The sequence below is a fragment of the Paenibacillus sp. p3-SID1389 genome (genome assembly GCF_025151705.1).
GTDB lineage: Bacteria > Bacillota > Bacilli > Paenibacillales > Paenibacillaceae > Fontibacillus > Fontibacillus phoenicis.
The window spans coordinates 1-19,544 of sequence record NZ_JALXVO010000026.1 but is presented as its reverse complement, the minus strand read 5'-3'; the positions used below and the strand labels follow the sequence as shown (position 1 = coordinate 19,544).

Sequence of the window (19,544 nt, the reverse complement as noted above, 5' to 3'; positions counted from 1 at the left end):
GAAAACCACCGTTTCTCAACTCACATTTTTTTAAAAGCATTTTGTATTATCTCAATCACAGACAACTGATCCTCAATCGACATATTCGTATCTGACGGTAAACAGATTCCATACTTAAACAATTCCCCACTTACATCCATACTGTCTGCAGTAAAAAAATCGACCTCTCGAAATAATGGTTGCAAATGAAGTGGTTTCCACACGGGCCGAGACTCAATGTTATATTGATTTAAGATATCGATTAAATCTCCAATTTTTGCAACTTCAGGGCTAACCGTCACAGCTGTTAACCATCTCGTCGCTTTACCATAATTCGCTTCCGGCATAAACTCAACTCCCGGATAATCTGAGAGGTGTTCTTTATACAGACCGTAAATTTCCCTTTTCTTTAATATCCTATCGCCTAGAACTTGCAATTGTCCTCTTCCGATTCCCGCTAAGACATTACTCATACGGTAATTAAAGCCAACTTCGCTATGCTGATAATGAATTGCTTGATCTCTTGCTTGAGTCGCAAAAAATCTCGCCTTACTTAGTGCCTCCATATCATCTGAGACAAGCATACCTCCACCTGAGGTAGTAATAATTTTGTTTCCATTAAATGAAAATATTCCAAACTTCCCGATAGTCCCGCTCATAACATCTTTGTAGGTTGCTCCTAGTGATTCAGCTGCATCCTCTACAATAGGAACTTCGTAAAAATCACAAAGAGCTTTTATCTTGTCATAATCTGCACTTTGACCATAGAGGTTAACAACAACGACTGCTTTCGGCAATTTACCCTTATCTGCATATTCTCTAAGAGCTTTCTCTAAGGCAATTGGACACATATTCCAGGTATTAGCATCACTATCAATAAATACAGGAGTTGCCTTTTGATACAAAATCGGGTTCGCACTCGCCACAAAGGTCAAAGAAGAACAGAAGACGGTGTCTCCTGCGCCAACTCCAAGGAGAATAAGGGCTAAATGAATGGCAGCTGTTCCCGAACTCAAAGCCACAGCACCTTTGCTTCCCACATATTTTGCGACTTCTTCTTCAAAGCGATTCACATTCTCTCCAAGCGGAGCAATCCAATTCGTACGGAAAGCTTCTTCAATATATTTCTGTTCATGACCGCTCATATGCGGAGACGCTAGATAGATTTTCTTGTACTCAGACATCTGTCTCATCCCTTTTATTTTTGATAACGGCGGGTACTCCAACTGCAGTGATACGGTCTGGTAAATGATGAATAACCGCTGCTCCAGCTCCAATAACAGTTTCATTACCGATCTTGATACCAGGAATAATATTTGCTCCGATGCCTACATGAGATCCTTTTCCAACACTAACTCCCCCAGCAAGTCGAGCTCCAGGGGATATATGAGCAAAGTCATCGATATGACAATCGTGATCCACGCTGGAAGAAGTATTAACAATGACATGTCTTCCGATTTTAGTGTCTGTATTAATGACAGCATTCGCCATAATTACGGTTCCCTCACCTATGGTACAATTCGGACTGACAATCGCGCTCGGATGGATGGCTAGTCCAAATTTCATGCCTTTCCTATCCAAATTTTCGGCAATTCTCTTCCTGCTCTCATTGTGGCCAACCGCTACGATAAACAAGGCTTTTTTATAAAGGCTATCTTCCTTATCTAAGGTTTTGAGATTCCCCAAAAATTTCAACCCATTCCACTCATCAAGATCTAGCTGGTCATCCATCACCCCTGCAATAGTCTCTCTATTAGCCCTCAAAATATCGAGAACCACCTTGGCATGACCGCCTGCTCCATAGATAATATATTCCATCAAGCCAATCCTCGCTTTAATAGGTTATTGTCTTCTGGATCAATTGTTCTGTCTTAGAGAGCTGCTTAATGCTTCGAACGATGTTCTGACTCGTATTCTTTCTCCCATATACATTCGTTAACGTTTTCAGCGATGCCTGGAAATCCTTCCCCATCACATGCTCAATGGCATGGAGCAGTTCATCCTTGTCTTCCGAAATATCAATGACGTTCCTGGAACGCTCTCGTCCCTTCTGCCTAGAGCCAATGTTAATGACCGGCACCTTATAAGAAGCTGCTTCAATGATGCCCGACGAGGAGTTCCCAACCAACATCACCGCATGCTTCAGCATCGTCAGATAATCCAATTGCTCGAAGTTGGTCACCGCGTGGAATTTAGGGTTCTGCAAATAGTGTTGATAGATCCTCGTAATTTTATCGTTACCTGCATCTGAATTCGGCATGATACATACCAGATGCAGCTCCGATTCCAGCAATACCTCCAGCATTTGGCCTAAAAATGCCAAATCCTGCTCTTCAGTTGTCACCGGATGGTAGACAAAAAGCAGGTAATCTTCCGTAAAATACAGATGATATTTATCTTTGGTCTCCCGAAGTAAAGGCAACTGCTCATTCTCAATGGTCTCTACCCTCGGAGCGCCTACCACCTCAATTCTCCACGGGTCTTCTCCCATTCGAATCAGACGTTCCCTGCTTCCTTCCGTCGCAACTAGATGAATATGGGCTAATTTGCTAATAGCGTGTCGCACGGATTCATCAATGGTTCCTGAGACCTCCCCGCCATGCAAATGAATCAGCGGGATGTTCAAATGGGTCGACACAATGGCCGCTGCCAGCATTTCTCCGCGATCCCCTAATACAAGTACACAGTCAGGCTGAAGAAATTCAAAAACTTGGGTCATCCCCAGGATTCCCATCCCGATCGAACGCGCCATATTGCCATGGGTTGCTCCTTGGAATAAGCACTCAATCTGAGCTGATATCTGAAACCCATCCTTCTTAATACTTTCAACCGTGTTTCCGTACTGGGGAGAAAGATGCATGCCTGTGACGATCAGATGCAGCTCAAGCTCATTATCAGCTTGAATAGCCTTAAGAATTGGATAATATATCCCATAGTCAGCGCGAGTTCCTGTGATTACGGCAACTTTCTTCATGCTAAATCACCCCATGACAACATTTCATCACCAGCCATATCTCTAGTCAGCTTTTTACCCAGTACCGTGTTATAGTACTTTGGTTCGATCCCAGTTCCAGGGCGTTTAATAACGAGATCATCTCCCGACAGAATCGTTCCTGCCTTGACCGATCTAGCGATAACAAGACTTTTTCTGGCTACGACTCTGGTATTTTCCTCAGATGGCATGCACCTTTTTACCCCGTCACCCAGCGCTCGCTCAACGTTCCTGATGGCTTGGACCATTTCTGCAAATGGCTGAGGCTCCAAAGACGCCTTATGATCCGGACCGGGAAGGCTTCGATCCAGAGTAAAGTGCTTCTCAATTACCTTCGCTCCCAAAGCAACTGCAGCAATGGTTACCTCATGACCTTCTGTATGATCTGAGTATCCCGTAATCTTGCCAAACTGCTCTCTCATCGTCTTGATCGCCAACAGATTAACCTCATCAATTGGAGCAGGATAATCCGAAGTGCAATGGAGTAATACAACCTGGCTCTTCTCGAATACACTTAAGGATTCCCGCACCTCTTCCAAACTGGACATTCCCGTTGACAATAATACCGGCCTACCATAGGAATCAATCTGTCTTAAGAAGGGGAGATTGTTTAAATCACCGGATCCGATTTTAAAAGCATCAATCTCAATCGAATTAAGAAAAGCTGCGGATTCCTCATCAAATGGTGTGGATAAAAAATCAATCTGTTTCGCGAAACAATACTTTTGTAGCTCGGTAAAATCGTCGAAGCTAAGTTCCAATTTCTTAAGCATTTCCAGCTGACTTTCCGAGGATCTCGAGTTTTGCAATTGATAGGATGCTTTCGAGGCACTCTTCGTCACAAGCTTACTGCTTTTAAAGGTCTGAAATTTGACCGCGTTTGCGCCAGCCTTGACAGCCTCATCTACGCATTTCATCGCAAGCTCTAAAGAACCGTTATGATTCACACCCACCTCTGCAATAATATAAACTGGATTTTGCTCGCCTAAGAAAAGCTGTCTGACTCCCATTGATTAAACCTCGCTTATTCTGTAATCTCCTTGCTTTGCAGGGATAAATAAAACTCCGCAAGCTTCAGGTCCGCTTCATTATCGATATCCACAGATCGTTCTTTCGGCATCACGTAACCGTAGTTATTCTTACCAATTAATGTGTCCTCACACATCAGCACATCTCGCTTCACGATGTATATCGCCCCATTCAGGGCATAAACAGGTTCAAGGTCTTGTCTTCTCTTGTGATGATCAGCCTCATTGTACAGATATGAACTGAGCTTGCCTTGATCCATTGTTCGCAACAAGTAGGGGTGTGTATCCACCTCTATAACACTTTGCAGAGAGTCAGCATTATTTTGAATGAACAATTCCATAGCTAGATCAATATCTAATGTGACACGTAAGGGGGAAGTTGGTTGCAAAAGAATAATATATGAAAAATGACGATTCAGCTCTTCTTCATAAAACCTAACGGCATGCTTCACTGCATCTATACTTCTGGCCGTATCAGACGCAAGTTCTCTGGGGCGTAGAAAGGGAACCGAAGCACCCGCGTTTTTTGCAACCTCTGCAATACTAGGACTATCCGTACTTACTACTACCTCTTCAACATATTTTGATTCCAAGGCAGCATGAATACTATATTCAATTAACGTCTTGTGACCCAAGAAAATAATATTCTTGTTTGGAAGTCCTTTTGAGCCACCACGAGCCAGAATCACAGCTAAGCAATTCTCGTAGTTCTCCATCACACATCACACTCAAAACCTAATCTATTTTTTTCAAGCAACAACTTGACATCTTCAAGATACAATCTAGGAGCAGTATGGGATGAATACTCCTGGTAAGGTGCTTTCACAAAGCCGGGGTATGAAGCTTCGTTTTGTGACTGGAAGAATGACGGTATAATATACATTTTGTCATTTTCCAATGCCCGTTCTGATTCATCCAATGTCATCAGCTCTTCATACATCTTTTCACCCGGGCGAATCCCAGTTTCAATGATCTCATTCTTATAGGTCTTGTGCAGATTTTTTTCATATGAATCAATCAACGCAACGGCTAAATCCCTAATTTTGAGAATTGGCATTTTTAACACGAAAACCTCTCCACCCTGGGCATACTTTGCCGCATCAATCACTAATTGTGCCGCTTGAGGTATAGACATCATGAACCGGGTCATTTCATTATGAGTCACTGTAACCGGCATCCCTCTTGCAATTTGTTCTTTGAACAGAGGAATGACAGAACCACGTGAACCCATTACATTTCCAAACCGAACGCATGAAAAAACAGTTCGCTTCGCTCCTTTGTACAGACTCGCGGAGGAGATAAGTCTTTCCGACAAGAGCTTTGTTGCCCCCATCGTATTCGTTGGATTAACAACCTTGTCTGTACTGATCGATACCACTTTCTCCACATTATGGTCAATAGCCGTCTCAATAATATTCTGAACACCAATAACGTTCGTCTTCACAGCTTCCATAGGGTTATATTCACAAGCAGGTACATGTTTCAAAGCTGCCGCATGGAATATATAATCAACACCTTCCATTGCATAGCTAAGTCTTTGTTTGTCTCTGACATCACCTATTAAATACCTTATGTTAGTGTACTCTTTAAACTCCTGTTGCAGTGCAAACTGCTTACTTTCATCCCGACTGTATATTCTGACAGCTTTGGGATGATAGGATAGAACGTTTCTAACAATTTCACTTCCAATAGAACCAGTTCCCCCAGTAACTAAAACGACCTTATTTTCAAACATATGCTGTTCCCCTAAATTTCAATTTATATCAATCGACTCTAAACGCTGTATAGATGTATTAATAATATTTTGCAAATCCGGGGTAAAATCTTTCATCTTATTCACTAGATTCCCAAGGTGAGTTATTATCAATTCACCCTTTGTAAACATATTCTGGGTTTCGACTATTTCCGGCACAAAACGCATATAGACGTTAATATAATGACCTAATGAATAACTATATAACTTATCAAATAGTTCCTCACTAGTTATACTTGTCCAAGAACCATTTATTTTAACGATTTCATTAGTCACACTATTTTGATTTCTTGTTGAGATTGCCTTTTGCAGTTTATTAAATCGCTTGGATATATTTTCGAGATTTGTATATATAGTATCAATTTTTTTAAGAACTTCTTTTAATCTAGTAATAACCAAGTTCTTTTTATTAATTATTTGAGACCTTTCAACTTGTGGGATGTAATGCGAAATAGTTAAATCCCTTGATTTCAATTTTAGCAATTCTGGCATTAGATCTTCCATTGCCATCCAAGTTGTACCTTCAATCACTGCCCCACGTTTGGAAGTGTTTATTACATTAACTCCTCGCAGCTTCATGATTTGTACCAGGATTACAATATCTTGGCGCAATATCTCCATACTATCTTTTGTTCTATTTTGCCCGCCATCAACGTTCTTCACCCACTTATTGGATTCGGATACATTTCGAGTCTGTTCATCCTTAGTATAATGAATAACACCTGGAGCATAATACTCGTCTTCAGTAAACGATAAATCCTGCCCCATTAATATAACTTGTTGTATACCCATATACCAGGCAATTTGGATAGCGGTCCCAGTAACTGTGGATGTAGAAAGAAATTTAGGGGCATCGAATTCCTCCCCCATAATATAATTAATTACATTCTCTCCTTGAAATCCCGCATAATATTTTTCAGATTTATGATTTTCTACGATCTCATAATATATGGCGGGACAATACACTAAAGGAAAAAGGGTTGTGTCTACATTTTTAAATACTTTATAGTTCTTTTCACTACCATCAATGCTCACCACAAAATGTGGGTTTATTCCGGCACTTTGAAGTGCTTGGATACTGGAACCTGCTGCTATAATTAAGCATTTATCTTTTAATTCATTTAATAAATGTATATCCTTTTTCAAAGAAGGGCCTGATCCTACTACAATTGCTCTAGCTCCGGAGTCCTTCCATATATTTTCCAAATTTGAAATTGAGGCATTTTGGATAATTGACGGTAAATTGTACAACGCATTTGCGATCCAGGTTTTTTCATAATGCTTAAAAGTTTGAATATTGGAGGCTGATTTTAATAGCATCTCTTTTAAAGGAATTTCGTATTCTTCTATTAACTCTGGATACATTTTTTTATAGATTGGAGGAACTACAATTTTTAACTCTCCTGAAATAAAACGCGAGATTTCTGCAGAGATTTGTAATGGCAAAAATTCATTATTCCCTACGGCTACTAATCGAATCCGAGAATTTGATAATGTATTCGTCACATCTCTTCTCTTGACCCATTCTATGAATACTTCTGAACTAGGTTCTAAGATAAAGATATCTTTCTCTTGATTCTCAGATAAAAGTTCTTCTAGAAAGTATCCTAATCCAATTCCAATAATAAAAATGTGCTTTGCATGGGCTAATTCTTCCTTTATGCTTTGTACCCACCTACGGGCCTCTTCTCGCGCGTTATAACGACTATGCAAACAAAAAATACGGTTATTTTTTTCTAGCTCCAAGTTAGGTTCATTATTACGAGTCAACATCGAGCGACTGGTCTGTTTCACTTCATTTTCGAATACAGATAATAAGGAAGGATACTCCTTGGCAATATATTCCCTATTAGTTTCATACAAGCTCATTGCATGTAATTCTCCTGTCTATCGCTTAGTTGTTCTATTCGTTGTAAAACCGGGATTAACTCATAACTGATTAGATCTCCTACTCCGACGTAATCCTCAACTTGTAATTTTTGGTCTAACTCTTTAATTATCGCCTCCAAGTTATTGAGAAGCATTATGACATTATCATCTATATTTAACACTTTTAAAAATTCCAACGAGCCTACAATCCAATTCAATCCCTCGATAAATACAGAAAATTGATTCCATTGTTCAGCAGAGATATCCCCATACCAAAAAGCCGAAATTTCTTCTGACTTTGGAATAAACTCTGTTAGATAAGCTTTCAACATGCTTAAAGTCTCAACTATACTATCCTGATGGCTCTTTGTAACAATTCGAATTTGGTTAATACTCCGATAGTTCTCTATTATAAATTGTTCATAACCCGTATACATAGGTTGTCCATCAATTTCCACTAAATAAATCAAACGATTACTTTTGTAAATATGTGAAGTAGATTGAATCCACCATTCATTTATGGAATCCAAAGTTGCATGAATATGATGTACTTGCCCGTTATCTAAAATAACTTCCATATTAGTCACAACCTTATTCTTTGTTTATAATATATATCGGCTCCGATAGTAACAGAGTGAATAGAATCCATAAACTGCTAATTTTGAGCGATGATAATACAAAAAAGCCTAGCGCACAAAGCGCCAGGCCTTTTCAAGTGAAATTAATTATCCGAGCAATTTCAGAACTGCTTGAGGAGCAGAGTTTGCTTGTGCCAACATAGCAGTACCAGCTTGAACCAGAATCTGATTCTTAGTGAAAGCCGTCATTTCAGTTGCCATATCAGCATCTTTAATACGGGAATTAGCAGCCGACAAGTTTTCGGAAGTTACTCCCAAGCTGTTAATCGTATGTTCCAGACGGTTTTGGTAAGCACCCAAGTTAGCACGATTCGTAGAAACTTTGGAAATAGCAGATTTGATAAGAGACAATGCACTTGCAGCTTTTGTAGCTGTGCTAACAGAAATGTTACTGATGCCAAGTTGACTAGCCATATTGTTCGTCAAACTAACTGTTAAAGACTCACCAGAGCTTACACCGATTTGGAATTTAACAGTGGCCCCCGTATTCAACAGATTTACACCGTTGAAATTAGAGTTCGAAGTAATTCTGTTAATTTCTTTAACCAATTGCGTTACTTCTTTTTGAAGATTCAAACGATCTTCACTTTGATAAGTACCATTCGCTGCTTGGTTTGCCAACGTGTTCATACGTTGCAGCATGGAATGAACTTCAGTCAAGTCACCTTCAGCTGTTTGCAAGAGAGAGATACCGTCTTGCGCGTTACGTTGAGCTTGGTTCAAACCGTTAATTTGGTAAATCATTTTTTCGGAAATTGCCAAGCCAGCAGCGTCATCAGCAGCACGGTTGATGCGGTAGCCGGAAGACAGCTTTTCCATCGTCTTGCTCATTTGCGTGTTGTTAAAGTTGAGGTTACGGTTAGCGTTAATTGCGCCAACGTTTGTGTTAATGTACATTCCCATTACTAATCATCCTCCATGATTTGTTTTATATTGGCTACATCCTTGTGGCCTAAATTATATATCGGTCAGTATCCAGCTCTACTTTAGCTTTTTTTGATTGTTTTATGAGAAAAACAGACTATTTTTTTTCATCCAAATACAATGGGACCTGATCATTTCGTTGTAACCCATAATAGGCATTTAGAACCTTGCGTTGGTTGTGAACACTACTCAAGTTTGCACCTGTGTTCTTAAAATTCATTCTTAGTACAGCTTTAATTTTTTCAATATTAGCCTCAATTTCACGAAGAACCTTTATCCGCCACTCCTCATCTGTTAAATCATTCGAAAGTTCAGCATCACGTATAATCTCGTCCAACTTATTAATTTCACGCGTGCATCGATTCCAATCTTGCTGCAGTTTTAAAAAAGAGGATAGATTGTTGGCCAGGTCCTCTTCCAACTCATCAAGATAAGCTAATTGTTTTCTTGAATTATCCAAAAGTTTAAAATAGAGCCCCTTCAGTTGCTCAGATAATTCATCATAATTAAGAACCAAGCGTTCCTCGCTTTCCGATTTCTTCCCAGGCGGATCTCAGCTCTTGAAGCATCCCGATCACTTCATCTACTGGAGCGGTCAGCTTCTTGATGTTTGCCTCTATCAAACGATCTATCATATAGAAGTATAATTTTTTTAGATTTAGAGCCAACTCTCCTCCTTCTTTAATATTTAGAGAAGAAATCAATTCATAAATAATATCTTGTGTTTTTTTTAAGTTGCTGTTTGTTTCTTCAATATCCCTTTTATCGATCGCTTCTTTGGCTTTACCTGCAAATTGAATTGCTCCATTGTACAACATTAAAGTCAATCGATGAGGTGAAGCCGTTTCGTATTTATTCTTTTGATAAGCTTGATAGCCTGCAAGATTAGGTGATACCAATGACATCATCTCCAATTATTTTGATGACGAGGAAAGCGACTTAGTCAATGCTGTAAGTTGGGTAGAAATCCAATCCGATTGGCTATTAAGCGAAGACATCACTACTTCCAGATTCACAAATTTCTTCTTTAAAGCAGCCTCTTTAATATCCAAACGGTCACTCATGCTTTGAATTTGATCAGTTAAAAAGGAAATCTCCGAGTCGTAACCCTTAATTTTTGAGGTTATGACCCCTTCTACACTGTCGGTCCATTCCTTCATGACGTTTTTAAATATCGTACCGATGCCATTTATAACCGTTTGTTCACCTTTTTCATTTATAAACTCTACTCCAGAGTTTCTAAACATTTTTTCAACTTCCTCAGGATTCTCCTGCAGCTTTTGCTTAAACAAAGTTTTATCAAAAGTAATAGTTCCTGTCATCAAAGCTGCACTGGTAATGCCTTTATCAATCTCCAATCCAATATCGGAAGGAAGACGGAATCCTTTCGTATCCCCTACAACCGCATTCATAATATCCGCTAATTGGGTCCGTAAGGAACGCATTGTTGAATCGCCTTGCAAGGTTAACGAGAGAGTTCCATCAGAATTTTCGGTTGATTTCTGAGTATTCTCTTTAATCGTATTAATAATATCGTTGTAAGCTTTTACGAATGCCTCTACCTTACTTGTAATCGCATCAATATCTTGTGCAATAGTAACTGTCGAAGAACCCGTGTTGCTTAAAGATAACGTAACACCAGGTATCGCATCCTTGATCGTGTTCGTCGAGCTGGCAATATCTATTCCATTAACACTAATTTCGGCGTCCACTGCCGGTTGTTTCTCATTAAAACCCCAATTAGAAGAATTTGTTTCAAATTGAATTTTATTAGCTTTTCCCGGTTCCTTTGAAGTAAGTACGAGTGATTTTTCGCCGTCTTTAGTTTGAATCACCGAAGCCTGAACTTTACCATCTGTTAAACTGTTGATGTGGGAAGCAATAATATTTAAGGCTTCACCTACTGTTTTCCCCTCAAGTTGGAGCTTTGTGAGGTCTATAGAATCCGCCGTCACAGGATCCCCATTTTCATCAGTGGTTGTATACTCACCTATTTTTAAAGTATTCGAAAAATTTGCATACTTAAATTCCGCAGAAGCATCAAATGAGCTAGAAGCCACCACATGTTTTTGAGCCAGTGATTTAACAACCACCGAATACTCAGCCGCAATAGCCGAACTATCAGCAGTTGCCGATAGCTTCGTTGTATCCGACGAACTTGCCTTAACTGCTTTAAAACTGTCCAAATCGGAAAGCGCTGTTGCTGCATCTTTTAAAGTAGAAAGCTTGGTATTCAGTGATTTAAATACGTTTTGATATGCTGTTGTAACTTGCTTTTTGGTTTCCAGTCGCTTTAACGGGAGCTTTTCCTGGGCCATAATCGCATCTATGTACGAAGCCGAATCAAAACCTGAGGCTAAGCCTGTAAAGCTAATAGTCATCATCATTCACCCTTTCATCGCACATTATAATCTCTCATCTATAAACAAACCGATCATTTCTTTCATTTTTTTCGATAATTCAATTAAAAATTCAGGTGGTAAGCTAGATAAAACTTCCTTCGTTTTGGAATCAATCACTTCCACATAAAGCTGATTAACCTCTTCGTTATACTTGAAGTGAAGCTCCTTGCCAGAAGCCGCTATAGACTCATTAAGCTTCTTAATTTGTTCTTGCATTTTTTCAAGTTCTTGTTTGGATTTATCTTGTTGTTGATCCACTTGACGATTCTCTATTAACCTAATTCCTTTTATAGATGAGCCCAATTTATAGGCGGCTGTGGTTGAAGTAATTTTCTCAAACCCTAATGATTCTAAACGATTCACATTCATCTTCTCACCACCCTGATATTAAATTTTGAATTCCTTAAGTAAATGAATAAGCTGATCTTGAGGTAACCCTTGAAGCTGTTCGTTTGCGGCCAAATTTTCTGCAGCAACCCCTTCGTACAGTTCTTTACGTAAGATTTGAACTTCTTTGGGGGCAAGGAACCCCAGCTTAATCTGGTCTCCCTCAATACCAAGCACCTGTATTTGAATATCATTGCCAATCATGACGACTTCCCCAATCTTCCTTCTGAGTACCAGCACTTAAGGGCCCTCCTTCTGTAAAAGCGGGTGTCGAATTGGCAATTCTTGATCTTTGATGATATATTGGCATCCTTTTAAAGAATCGGGGGCCAACAAAATCGGCGCTAATAAATTGACAAACAATTGCTCAGGCGTGACGTTAACTACAACCATAACCGCGACATCCTCAGCCGACTCTAGCCCGAGCATTTCGACTACCTCATCGTTAAGTTGAAAACTGTAGTCCGAAACAGCCTGATGAGCTGGCAACAGTATAAAATTAACCTCTTCCTCAAGCGCATGTAAAACGAAGAAAGGAGTACCATCCATGGGAAACAATGCATATTCCTTAATGTCCGGCAGCCCAGCAATTCCCGGTTCAAACCTATAGATTTGCTGTTCCTTAACATCTAACATTCCATAAATCGAACTCTCTACTTGTCTCATTTCGGGAGTGCCCCTCTCGGATCAACCGTAATTTCAGGCGGATATATGCGAAAATCTATCAATACGCCTTGGTGCGGGATCGCTTCTACAGTAATCTCTTTCTGCCCGTTACGCATATATCGATCGTGAGCGATTTTCCCAAACACATTTTTCTCACCCGCTGCGATATTCATCATTCGGTCGCCCTCTTGTGCTTTGATGGCCACATCTTCAATTGCTTTTGCCATTGCACCTCGCCCTAATTCTTTCGCAACCGTGATAGGGCGCTTTAATTCCATGTCATAGAACACGCTTGTCCAATCGGTCTCCATTTCGGCGGATCTCATCCGAATCGTTATTTCAGCAGGCCGGTAAGTCCCCCAGTCGGCTGGAAAGACGGGTTGAATACTTGGCATAAGGCCCTCCTCTACCAACGGCATTCCCTTTTATCTCAAGAAATCAACAAGCGAAGTCTGCATAATTCTCGCTCCTGTTGAAAGAGCCGCTTGAAGTACAGTTTCTTTGGACTTCAATTCTGTAATCGCAGCAGCAACATCCACATCGGCAACATTCGCTCGTTGTTCCTTCAAACTAACTTGGTCATCCAAGATCCGCTCCTCCATCAAGGCAAATCGATTCATACGGGCACCAACTTCCGCCCAACTGATCGAAAGACGGTCTGCCGAATCATCAATCTTGTCCAGCGCCGCGGTGATCCCAGTAACATTATTAGTATCCAGAGCATTGGCGAGATCATCCAATACTTGAAACACGTTATCGGTATTTGCAGCGCCAAAGACAACTTCTCCTGTAATACTAACTGGCACTTTTACAGAGGGGCTTACATTCAGATAGAACAAACCTGGATCCGTCGTCTCTCCAGCAGCTCCCGCCACCGTATATGGAGCTTGATCTGTTTTCTGCCCATTAAATAGGTAACGACCATTATAGGTGCTATTACCGATCGTCACCATTTGTTCCTTTAACTGCTTAATTTCTGCCGAAATTGTCTGGCGCTGTTGCGCGTCATATGTACCATTGACTGCCTGCAAGGTTAATGTACGTGCTCTCTTAAGAACATCACTAGCTTGCTGAAACAAAGAATCCATCGTTTTCAGGATTTCCGTCCCGGTCTGTACGTTCAGCAGGAACTCCTCGCTCCGCGCCAAATCCGTATCATACCGCATCTGATAACCAACGCCGATCGGGTCATCGCTGGGTTTGCTGATTTTTTGGCCGGTGGCTAACTGTTGTTGGCCGGTCGTTAGCGATGCATTGATATTTCGTAAATTCTTTAGCAGTTGCAAGTTCTGCATCATGCCTGTTACTCGCATTGGTCAAACCTCCTCATTCTCACCTTAGACCGTTATCGGGACTATAGTCCGACGCGTCCCATCGAATTGATGACGCGATCCAACATCTCGTCCACCACCGTCATATTCCGGGCCGCTGCATTATAAGCTTGCTGGAAGCGAATCATATCGGCCAATTCTTCGTCCATGGAAACCCCACTTACGGATTGACGCAAAATTTGTAAATTATCGGTCATCGTTTGTTCGTTCTCATAATTGCGCTCGGTATTGCTGGCCCGGATCCCCAAATCGGCCGTCAAAGCCCGGAAGTAGTCGTCCGTCGTCCCTTCGGTAAGCGAGGTGAGCGCGTCAGGGAACTTGAAGACCGCATCTCTTAAGCCCGCAATCGCATTCGCAATGTCGCTGTTCCCCCGAATCGTCGTATTTACGCCGTTGATCACCTCGTATTGCGAGGAAGCCGCTATTTTATTCGTATCTGCTAGAATGTCGGGATTGACTTTAATATCATCAATGGAGAACGTTCCACTGTCGGATACAAAGAAAGGAATTCCAGTAGAGCTTGGCTTCGTTAAGGAGTAGCCCAGTTGATGTAATCCATTAAACCCTTTGACCATGACATCCATGGAAGAAGTAATCTTGGAGCCGGCCGGGATCACCGTACCTGCGGCTACGGTGCCCATCCCATCAACTGTAACATCATTTAACGCTACAATATCTGAGGACGTAACGTATCCGTTGCTTAAGGTAACTTTGATATCCCCAGTCACCAGGGTGCTGACTAAACCATTTAATTGGTTGCGGATCAAGTCCGTCTCCTGCAGGGATTTGACATATCCGTTTAATTGTCCCGCCGTAGCTGTATTCGCATTAGCTGCAGTCAGCGGCGTAACGGCATCGCCTGTCAATACGTTAACCCCCGCCGAGGTGATGTTCACCATCCCATTCTCGTCTTCGGTGTATTGAACATCCACAATCGTCGACAATTGATCCAACAGCAAATCCCGCTGGTCACGATAATCGTTGGCATGATCGCCAAAGCTCTCATTGTCGCGGATCAGCACGTTCAGCCGAGCAATATTATCGAGAATATTGTTAGCTTCCAGTACTTTCTTATCAATATTCGTGTTGATGTCATTTCTCAAGTTGTTCAGGGATTCACTAATATGCTTTAACGTATCAACTAAGTTACTGGCCGCTCCAGCTACAGCAACGCGGGCACTCAGCAAGGAAGGATCCCGGTTCAAGGTCTCCCACGAATTCCAGAAATCGTCCATAACAGCGCTAAGCCCGTTACCTGAAGGTTCATTAATGATATTCTGAATCGCGGTCATGCTGGAATTAAGAACTTCCCATGATCCGAGCATCTGATTTTCCCGCCGGTATTGAATGTCCAAGAAACTGTCTCTCACCCGCGTAATGCTCGTATATTCAACCCCGGTTCCTAATTGACCTGGCTGAGCACTTTTCGTCATGCCCATGGCCCAAATCGGATTCGTTTCCGTCAAATTCACCCGTTGGCGAGTGTAACCTTCGGTGTTCGCGTTAGCAATGTTATGCCCCAACGTCTGCATGGACACCGTATTTACAAAAAGTGCCCGTTTACTCGTTTCTATCCCATGAAAAGTAGAGGTCATCTTTTATTCCCCTTTACCCTTGCGAATGATTATGCCTTCTATGCCTTCGTATCAAACATGCTTCTTGCCGATGTTTTCTTATCTTGAACCAACGGAGGGGAGTACGTCGCGCCTTCGTCTTCGCCGCCAATCATCAAATTCAAGGAGAAATCAATAAAAGAGAGCGACTGTTGTAATAATTGCTGATTCAGATCGTTTACCCGTTTCAGTTCCATCAGGCGCTCTCCAAGCTTCCGTCTAGCCTCATCCAGCATTCGCTTCTCTTCCGGATCAAACACGAGCCGAAGCAGCTCCGATACCGTTAACTCCAGCTGCGATCGGATCCCTTTGCTTTGCAGGAAAGTCTGTGCGGATGTAAACAGTTGTTTTTCCTGTTCTTCGACGGCCTTCACCAATTTCGATTCTCGGGACATGACGCGAACCAGTTCTTCATAACTTCGCCCTAGTATGGATTGCTTCTTCAATTCCATGACTTCAAGCAATTCGGCGTGAAGATCATCCATCTGCTTCAGAATTTCGATGAGTGGCTGAACTGACATACCAACCTCCTATTTCTCGTTCAGAAAAGACTTGAAGTAAGGGACAAGCTTGTCGGCGAGCTTGCGTGCTTCCACGTGATAAGTCCCTGCGGAAACTTGCGCTTTTAACTCTTCAATCCGCTCGGCCCGTTCAGGATCAATTCCAATCTTCTGTGCTTTCAACAGCTCCTTGGCTTCTGCCGAAATCGAAACTTCATCCTTGCGGCGAGCTTTATAATCTGTATCTTTACGTTGCGAATCAATCTGGCGTTGATAATTATTGATGGCTCCAACCCGTCCGGTTTCATTGATTTTCATAGGGCTTCACCTTCCTTCCAAATAGAAAAAGCCGATAATCTTTACTAAGTTTATCGGCGGCATTGAAAATATTTTTAATAGCGAAGCTTTGGATGTTTAAGAATATTATGCCAAAAAATCAGGGTTTTAGTCATTGGGGACTACGGAATTTGTCGATGGCGCTGTAAGCCCCACTTCCGCTTCTTTCGCCCGATTCGTTTCTTTTGGAAGTGTCCTCCTTCAGGGCGGAATTTAAATCTCGACTCAACCGTGTACGGCATGAATCGCACATATTCCCGTCACGGATTAAGACTCCGCACACCTCACAAGGATACATCATATTCGGGTTGTTGGCGATCGAGATACGTCCCTCTTTGATGAACTTGGTAATTTGCCGAATGGATACGCCCGTCGCTTCATGAACCTCCTGGATCGTCGCAGACTTCTCCTCACGCAAATATTTCAGGCACTTCTCATACTCCGCTTCTATATCTTTAATGCAAGAAGGACAAATATCTCTGAAATTTTTAGCAAACAGTTTCCCGCAGCGTGGACAATTTCCAAGCTCCATCCCCATGCGCTTACAGTCCTTTCTTGGTAACATCATTTATAACTTCATTTGATGTTAGATTACCTTATGACTAGGTCATTCGTCTATAACTTTATCAACAATTTTGCAGAATTTTGTAAAAATTTAGGGCTAAGATCGCGCCCAGGTCAAGCAATAAATTTCGATACGTTTCCCGATTTGCTCCCCCAATTCGTGCAACACACGAGAGCAGGCCTCTAACGTGCTCCCCGTCGTATAGACATCATCTACGAGAAGAATACGGATCGGCTCAGGGGAAGGTTCTGTTAAAGTTCGGGAAAATGGATCTCGTCCTGCCGCTTGAGCGTGCGGGATTTTCTTCTCTGTAACTTGCGGAATCGTTTGTACCTTTGGCGGATAGGAATCCTCCCATGAAACTGCACCAAACCACGATGACGCCCAGGAGGAAGAGTTTCGCTTCAATTTCACTTCGTTTACTGCAGCCAACAATTTGTCGGCAGCGTGAGCGGTTAGCTGAAAAACATCACGTAAATCATGTAGACGTTCCCAGCGGGTCTTAAAGCTTTGTTTCTCAGTGTGACGGGTGCGTTCCAGCAAGTTCAAGTACGGAATACGGCCGGCAGACGCAGCGCCATACGCCAAGCGTACCGCTTGATTGAAGCCTCGCTCCTGCATGCGGTTATGGCTGACCGGCACCGCCGTCACGGCATGGAATCGAAACGGGATCGCATTGCGATTACCGCTTGAAGCCGCTTCGTTGATTTCCTTCACCATACGCCGATACGCCATTCCTGTCATCCTGGCAAGGACCGTCCCATATATTTCATTGCCCCGATACTTGTATTGGGCAAGCCACTCCCGCATGAATGGGCTGTACATCACCGCGCTTCGGTTCATAACAAAGCTGCGCGGTGCTTGTCCTGTCCGAGTGCAGTCCGGGCAGCCTATCGACCGGCCGCAGATTTGGCAGCGAGTGGTTTTGATCCAAGGGATCGAAAGATAGCAGGACAAGCAGATTTCCGGGTAACCTCGGACGCGTTCGGAAATGGTTTTGCCGCAGGTTAAGCAGGGAATCGCAGGCGGTGCAAGCAATTGATGCAGCGGAGAAAGCAAGCTCGTCCAGGAAAAGGTACGTCCCTCATGCAGCCAGCTCATCCCGGAGGATAAGGCGTTCGAGGTAAAGTCATCCGCAGAATGGACGCCATGTGCCGTTTCGGGAACCTTCCTCATTGGAGCATTACCGTACGCCTGTTCAAGGCAAGCTTTGCCACCTAGCCGCTCATAGGGATTTTGCATAGGACTTGGGGATGTTTTCACGCGACTCCAATTTCGGCTCCGTATCCGGAACCCGCCGCTTGCAACACTCTGGGATGACTTCATCATATTATTGAACCTCCTTTACCTTTATAAAGCCGTTTTTGTAAGCAGCCGCGTTCATCATTCGGATTTGCCGAATCGCATCACGTTGTGACTTGGTCCACGCCGGTGCGGCAAACACAACCTTTCCTTTCGGATCGTCCTTGGAGCGGCCAGCTCTCCCTGCCATTTGGACCAAAGAGGCTTCATCAAACAAATCGCTGTCCGCATCCACTATGTATACATCGCTTTTGGGTACGGTAACGCCACGCTCTAGTATCGTAGTCGTCACCAGCATGCGAATTCGTCCTTCCCGAAAAGCGAGCACTTTCTCATTCCGGTCTGGATCTATAGAAGAAGTCCCTTCAATAGGGAGTCCCGGAAAATAAGTGCGTAAAAGCTCGGTAAAAGCCGCAATTTGACGAATTCGGGTTACGAAGAGAAAAATTTGTGCCCCACGTTGAACGGAATGGCGCAGTAAGTGAAGTAAAGCAGGGGGAAAAACGCGGCGGCGGAGACAAGCCTCCACGCTCGCCATAGTAATTCTCTCAGGAACCGGTAACGGATAGCCGTGATATCTTGCCGGCACTTTAGCATGCGGCAGCCGGCCCGCCCGAATCTCTCTTCGCATTCGCGCAGGCGGTGTCGCGGACAACAAAATAAAACGGCCCCCCGGTTTGCAAGCAGCCTCCGCTGCATAGTTCAACATCGGATCATTGTGATAGGGAAAAGCATCCAGCTCGTCAATCACGACCAAATCAAACGCCTGGTAAAACCGCAGCAGCTGATGGGTTGTAGCCAATATCAACCGAGCTTCCTCCCATCGCTGCGGGCTTCCGCCATATAAGACCGCCATCGGCTCTTCCGGAAAAGCTTTCGCCACCCGCGGGGCCAACTCCAGCACGACATCACGGCGCGGCGTCGCCACCAGCACCCGGCCGCCGCTATCCAATGCATAGCGCAGCAGCGGGAAGATCATCTCGGTTTTGCCGGCGCCGGTTACGGCCCAGAGGAGGAAGCGCGGCGGTCGTGGCTCGGTTTCTATCTGGCGCGAGAGGGAGCGCCGCAAGACCAGGGAGAGAGCCGGCCTTCCGTGAGCCGTTGCTGCCCCTGGCCGCTGCGCAGCAGCTTCCTGCGTTTGCGCCAGGAAGCGCAGCGCCTGCCCCGCCGCGCTGCGCTGGGCGGGGCTCAGCCCCCACCGGTCCAGCAGGGACCCGGTGGGGCCCGCGGCCGTGCCGCCTTCGGCATGCGGCGGCACG

General features: G+C 43.3%; 23 protein-coding genes. All 23 read right to left on the bottom strand.

The window, feature by feature from the left end; translation table 11 throughout:
- Positions 1 to 20 precede the first annotated feature (20 nt).
- Positions 21 to 1,163: a DegT/DnrJ/EryC1/StrS family aminotransferase gene (locus M3G15_RS12375; protein ID WP_085170115.1), complete on the bottom strand. Its 1,143-nt coding sequence runs from the start codon at positions 1,161 to 1,163 to the stop codon at positions 21 to 23.
- Positions 1,156 to 1,797, bottom strand: a complete 642-nt coding sequence (locus tag M3G15_RS12370) for an acetyltransferase (protein WP_085170116.1) — start codon at positions 1,795 to 1,797, stop codon at positions 1,156 to 1,158. The genes M3G15_RS12375 and M3G15_RS12370 overlap by 8 nt, the downstream gene beginning before the upstream one ends.
- Before the next feature lie 16 nt (positions 1,798 to 1,813).
- Positions 1,814 to 2,953 (bottom strand): UDP-N-acetylglucosamine 2-epimerase, encoded by a 1,140-nt coding sequence (gene neuC, locus M3G15_RS12365; RefSeq protein WP_260071085.1) that lies wholly within the window; start codon positions 2,951 to 2,953, stop codon positions 1,814 to 1,816.
- Positions 2,950 to 3,981 (bottom strand): N-acetylneuraminate synthase, encoded by a 1,032-nt coding sequence (gene neuB / locus M3G15_RS12360; protein WP_085170118.1) that lies wholly within the window; start codon positions 3,979 to 3,981, stop codon positions 2,950 to 2,952. Before neuB ends, neuC begins: the two co-directional genes overlap by 4 nt.
- 14 nt (positions 3,982 to 3,995) lie before the next feature.
- Entirely contained in the window at positions 3,996 to 4,715 is a 720-nt protein-coding gene (locus M3G15_RS12355) for an acylneuraminate cytidylyltransferase family protein (protein WP_260071084.1), read from the bottom strand.
- The gene (locus M3G15_RS12350) at positions 4,715 to 5,734 is read right to left on the bottom strand and encodes a UDP-N-acetylglucosamine 4,6-dehydratase family protein (protein ID WP_260071083.1); all 1,020 of its coding nucleotides are present in this window, start codon (positions 5,732 to 5,734) and stop codon (positions 4,715 to 4,717) included. The genes M3G15_RS12355 and M3G15_RS12350 overlap by 1 nt, the downstream gene beginning before the upstream one ends.
- An 18-nt stretch (positions 5,735 to 5,752) precedes the next feature.
- On the bottom strand, positions 5,753 to 7,621 hold the full coding sequence (locus M3G15_RS12345; protein ID WP_260071082.1) for a motility associated factor glycosyltransferase family protein: 1,869 nt from the start codon (positions 7,619 to 7,621) through the stop codon (positions 5,753 to 5,755).
- Positions 7,618 to 8,199: a hypothetical protein gene (locus M3G15_RS12340; protein WP_260071081.1), complete on the bottom strand. Its 582-nt coding sequence runs from the start codon at positions 8,197 to 8,199 to the stop codon at positions 7,618 to 7,620. Before M3G15_RS12340 ends, M3G15_RS12345 begins: the two co-directional genes overlap by 4 nt.
- A 147-nt stretch (positions 8,200 to 8,346) precedes the next feature.
- Entirely contained in the window at positions 8,347 to 9,162 is an 816-nt protein-coding gene (locus tag M3G15_RS12335) for a flagellin N-terminal helical domain-containing protein (RefSeq protein ID WP_311202279.1), read from the bottom strand.
- 118 nt (positions 9,163 to 9,280) lie between these two features.
- The gene (locus M3G15_RS12330) at positions 9,281 to 9,700 is read right to left on the bottom strand and encodes a hypothetical protein (protein WP_260071080.1); all 420 of its coding nucleotides are present in this window, start codon (positions 9,698 to 9,700) and stop codon (positions 9,281 to 9,283) included.
- Entirely contained in the window at positions 9,690 to 10,082 is a 393-nt protein-coding gene (fliS, locus tag M3G15_RS12325; RefSeq protein ID WP_260071079.1) for a flagellar export chaperone FliS, read from the bottom strand. Before fliS ends, M3G15_RS12330 begins: the two co-directional genes overlap by 11 nt.
- Positions 10,083 to 10,097: 15 nt before the next feature.
- The gene (gene fliD, locus M3G15_RS12320; RefSeq protein WP_260071078.1) at positions 10,098 to 11,564 is read right to left on the bottom strand and encodes a flagellar filament capping protein FliD; all 1,467 of its coding nucleotides are present in this window, start codon (positions 11,562 to 11,564) and stop codon (positions 10,098 to 10,100) included.
- 24 nt (positions 11,565 to 11,588) lie between these two features.
- Positions 11,589 to 11,954 (bottom strand): flagellar protein FlaG, encoded by a 366-nt coding sequence (locus M3G15_RS12315; RefSeq protein ID WP_260071077.1) that lies wholly within the window; start codon positions 11,952 to 11,954, stop codon positions 11,589 to 11,591.
- A gap of 18 nt (positions 11,955 to 11,972) precedes the next feature.
- On the bottom strand, positions 11,973 to 12,212 hold the full coding sequence (gene csrA / locus M3G15_RS12310) for a carbon storage regulator CsrA (protein ID WP_260071076.1): 240 nt from the start codon (positions 12,210 to 12,212) through the stop codon (positions 11,973 to 11,975).
- Complete coding sequence (fliW, locus tag M3G15_RS12305; protein ID WP_260071075.1) at positions 12,213 to 12,638, bottom strand: flagellar assembly protein FliW; 426 nt, start codon at positions 12,636 to 12,638, stop codon at positions 12,213 to 12,215. It lies immediately after the preceding gene.
- Entirely contained in the window at positions 12,635 to 13,033 is a 399-nt protein-coding gene (locus M3G15_RS12300; protein WP_260071073.1) for a DUF6470 family protein, read from the bottom strand. The genes fliW and M3G15_RS12300 overlap by 4 nt, the downstream gene beginning before the upstream one ends.
- A gap of 30 nt (positions 13,034 to 13,063) precedes the next feature.
- Positions 13,064 to 13,951, bottom strand: a complete 888-nt coding sequence (gene flgL / locus M3G15_RS12295; protein ID WP_260071072.1) for a flagellar hook-associated protein FlgL — start codon at positions 13,949 to 13,951, stop codon at positions 13,064 to 13,066.
- 41 nt (positions 13,952 to 13,992) lie between these two features.
- Positions 13,993 to 15,564, bottom strand: a complete 1,572-nt coding sequence (gene flgK / locus M3G15_RS12290) for a flagellar hook-associated protein FlgK (protein ID WP_260071071.1) — start codon at positions 15,562 to 15,564, stop codon at positions 13,993 to 13,995.
- Between the two features lie 38 nt (positions 15,565 to 15,602).
- Positions 15,603 to 16,103 carry a flagellar protein FlgN gene (locus M3G15_RS12285; RefSeq protein WP_260071070.1) on the bottom strand — a complete coding sequence of 167 codons (501 nt, stop codon included), beginning with the start codon at positions 16,101 to 16,103 and terminating at the stop codon, positions 15,603 to 15,605.
- A gap of 9 nt (positions 16,104 to 16,112) precedes the next feature.
- A complete protein-coding gene (gene flgM / locus M3G15_RS12280; protein ID WP_260071069.1) occupies positions 16,113 to 16,400 on the bottom strand; it encodes a flagellar biosynthesis anti-sigma factor FlgM in 288 nt (95 codons plus the stop codon).
- 130 nt (positions 16,401 to 16,530) lie between these two features.
- Positions 16,531 to 16,950, bottom strand: a complete 420-nt coding sequence (locus M3G15_RS12275) for a TIGR03826 family flagellar region protein (protein ID WP_260071108.1) — start codon at positions 16,948 to 16,950, stop codon at positions 16,531 to 16,533.
- A 129-nt stretch (positions 16,951 to 17,079) separates the two neighbouring features.
- Positions 17,080 to 18,312, bottom strand: a complete 1,233-nt coding sequence (locus M3G15_RS12270) for a ComF family protein (protein WP_260071068.1) — start codon at positions 18,310 to 18,312, stop codon at positions 17,080 to 17,082.
- A gap of 1 nt (position 18,313) precedes the next feature.
- Positions 18,314 to 19,544 (bottom strand): helicase-related protein (locus tag M3G15_RS12265; RefSeq protein WP_260071067.1); only part of this gene is annotated, 1,231 nt, incomplete at its 5' end.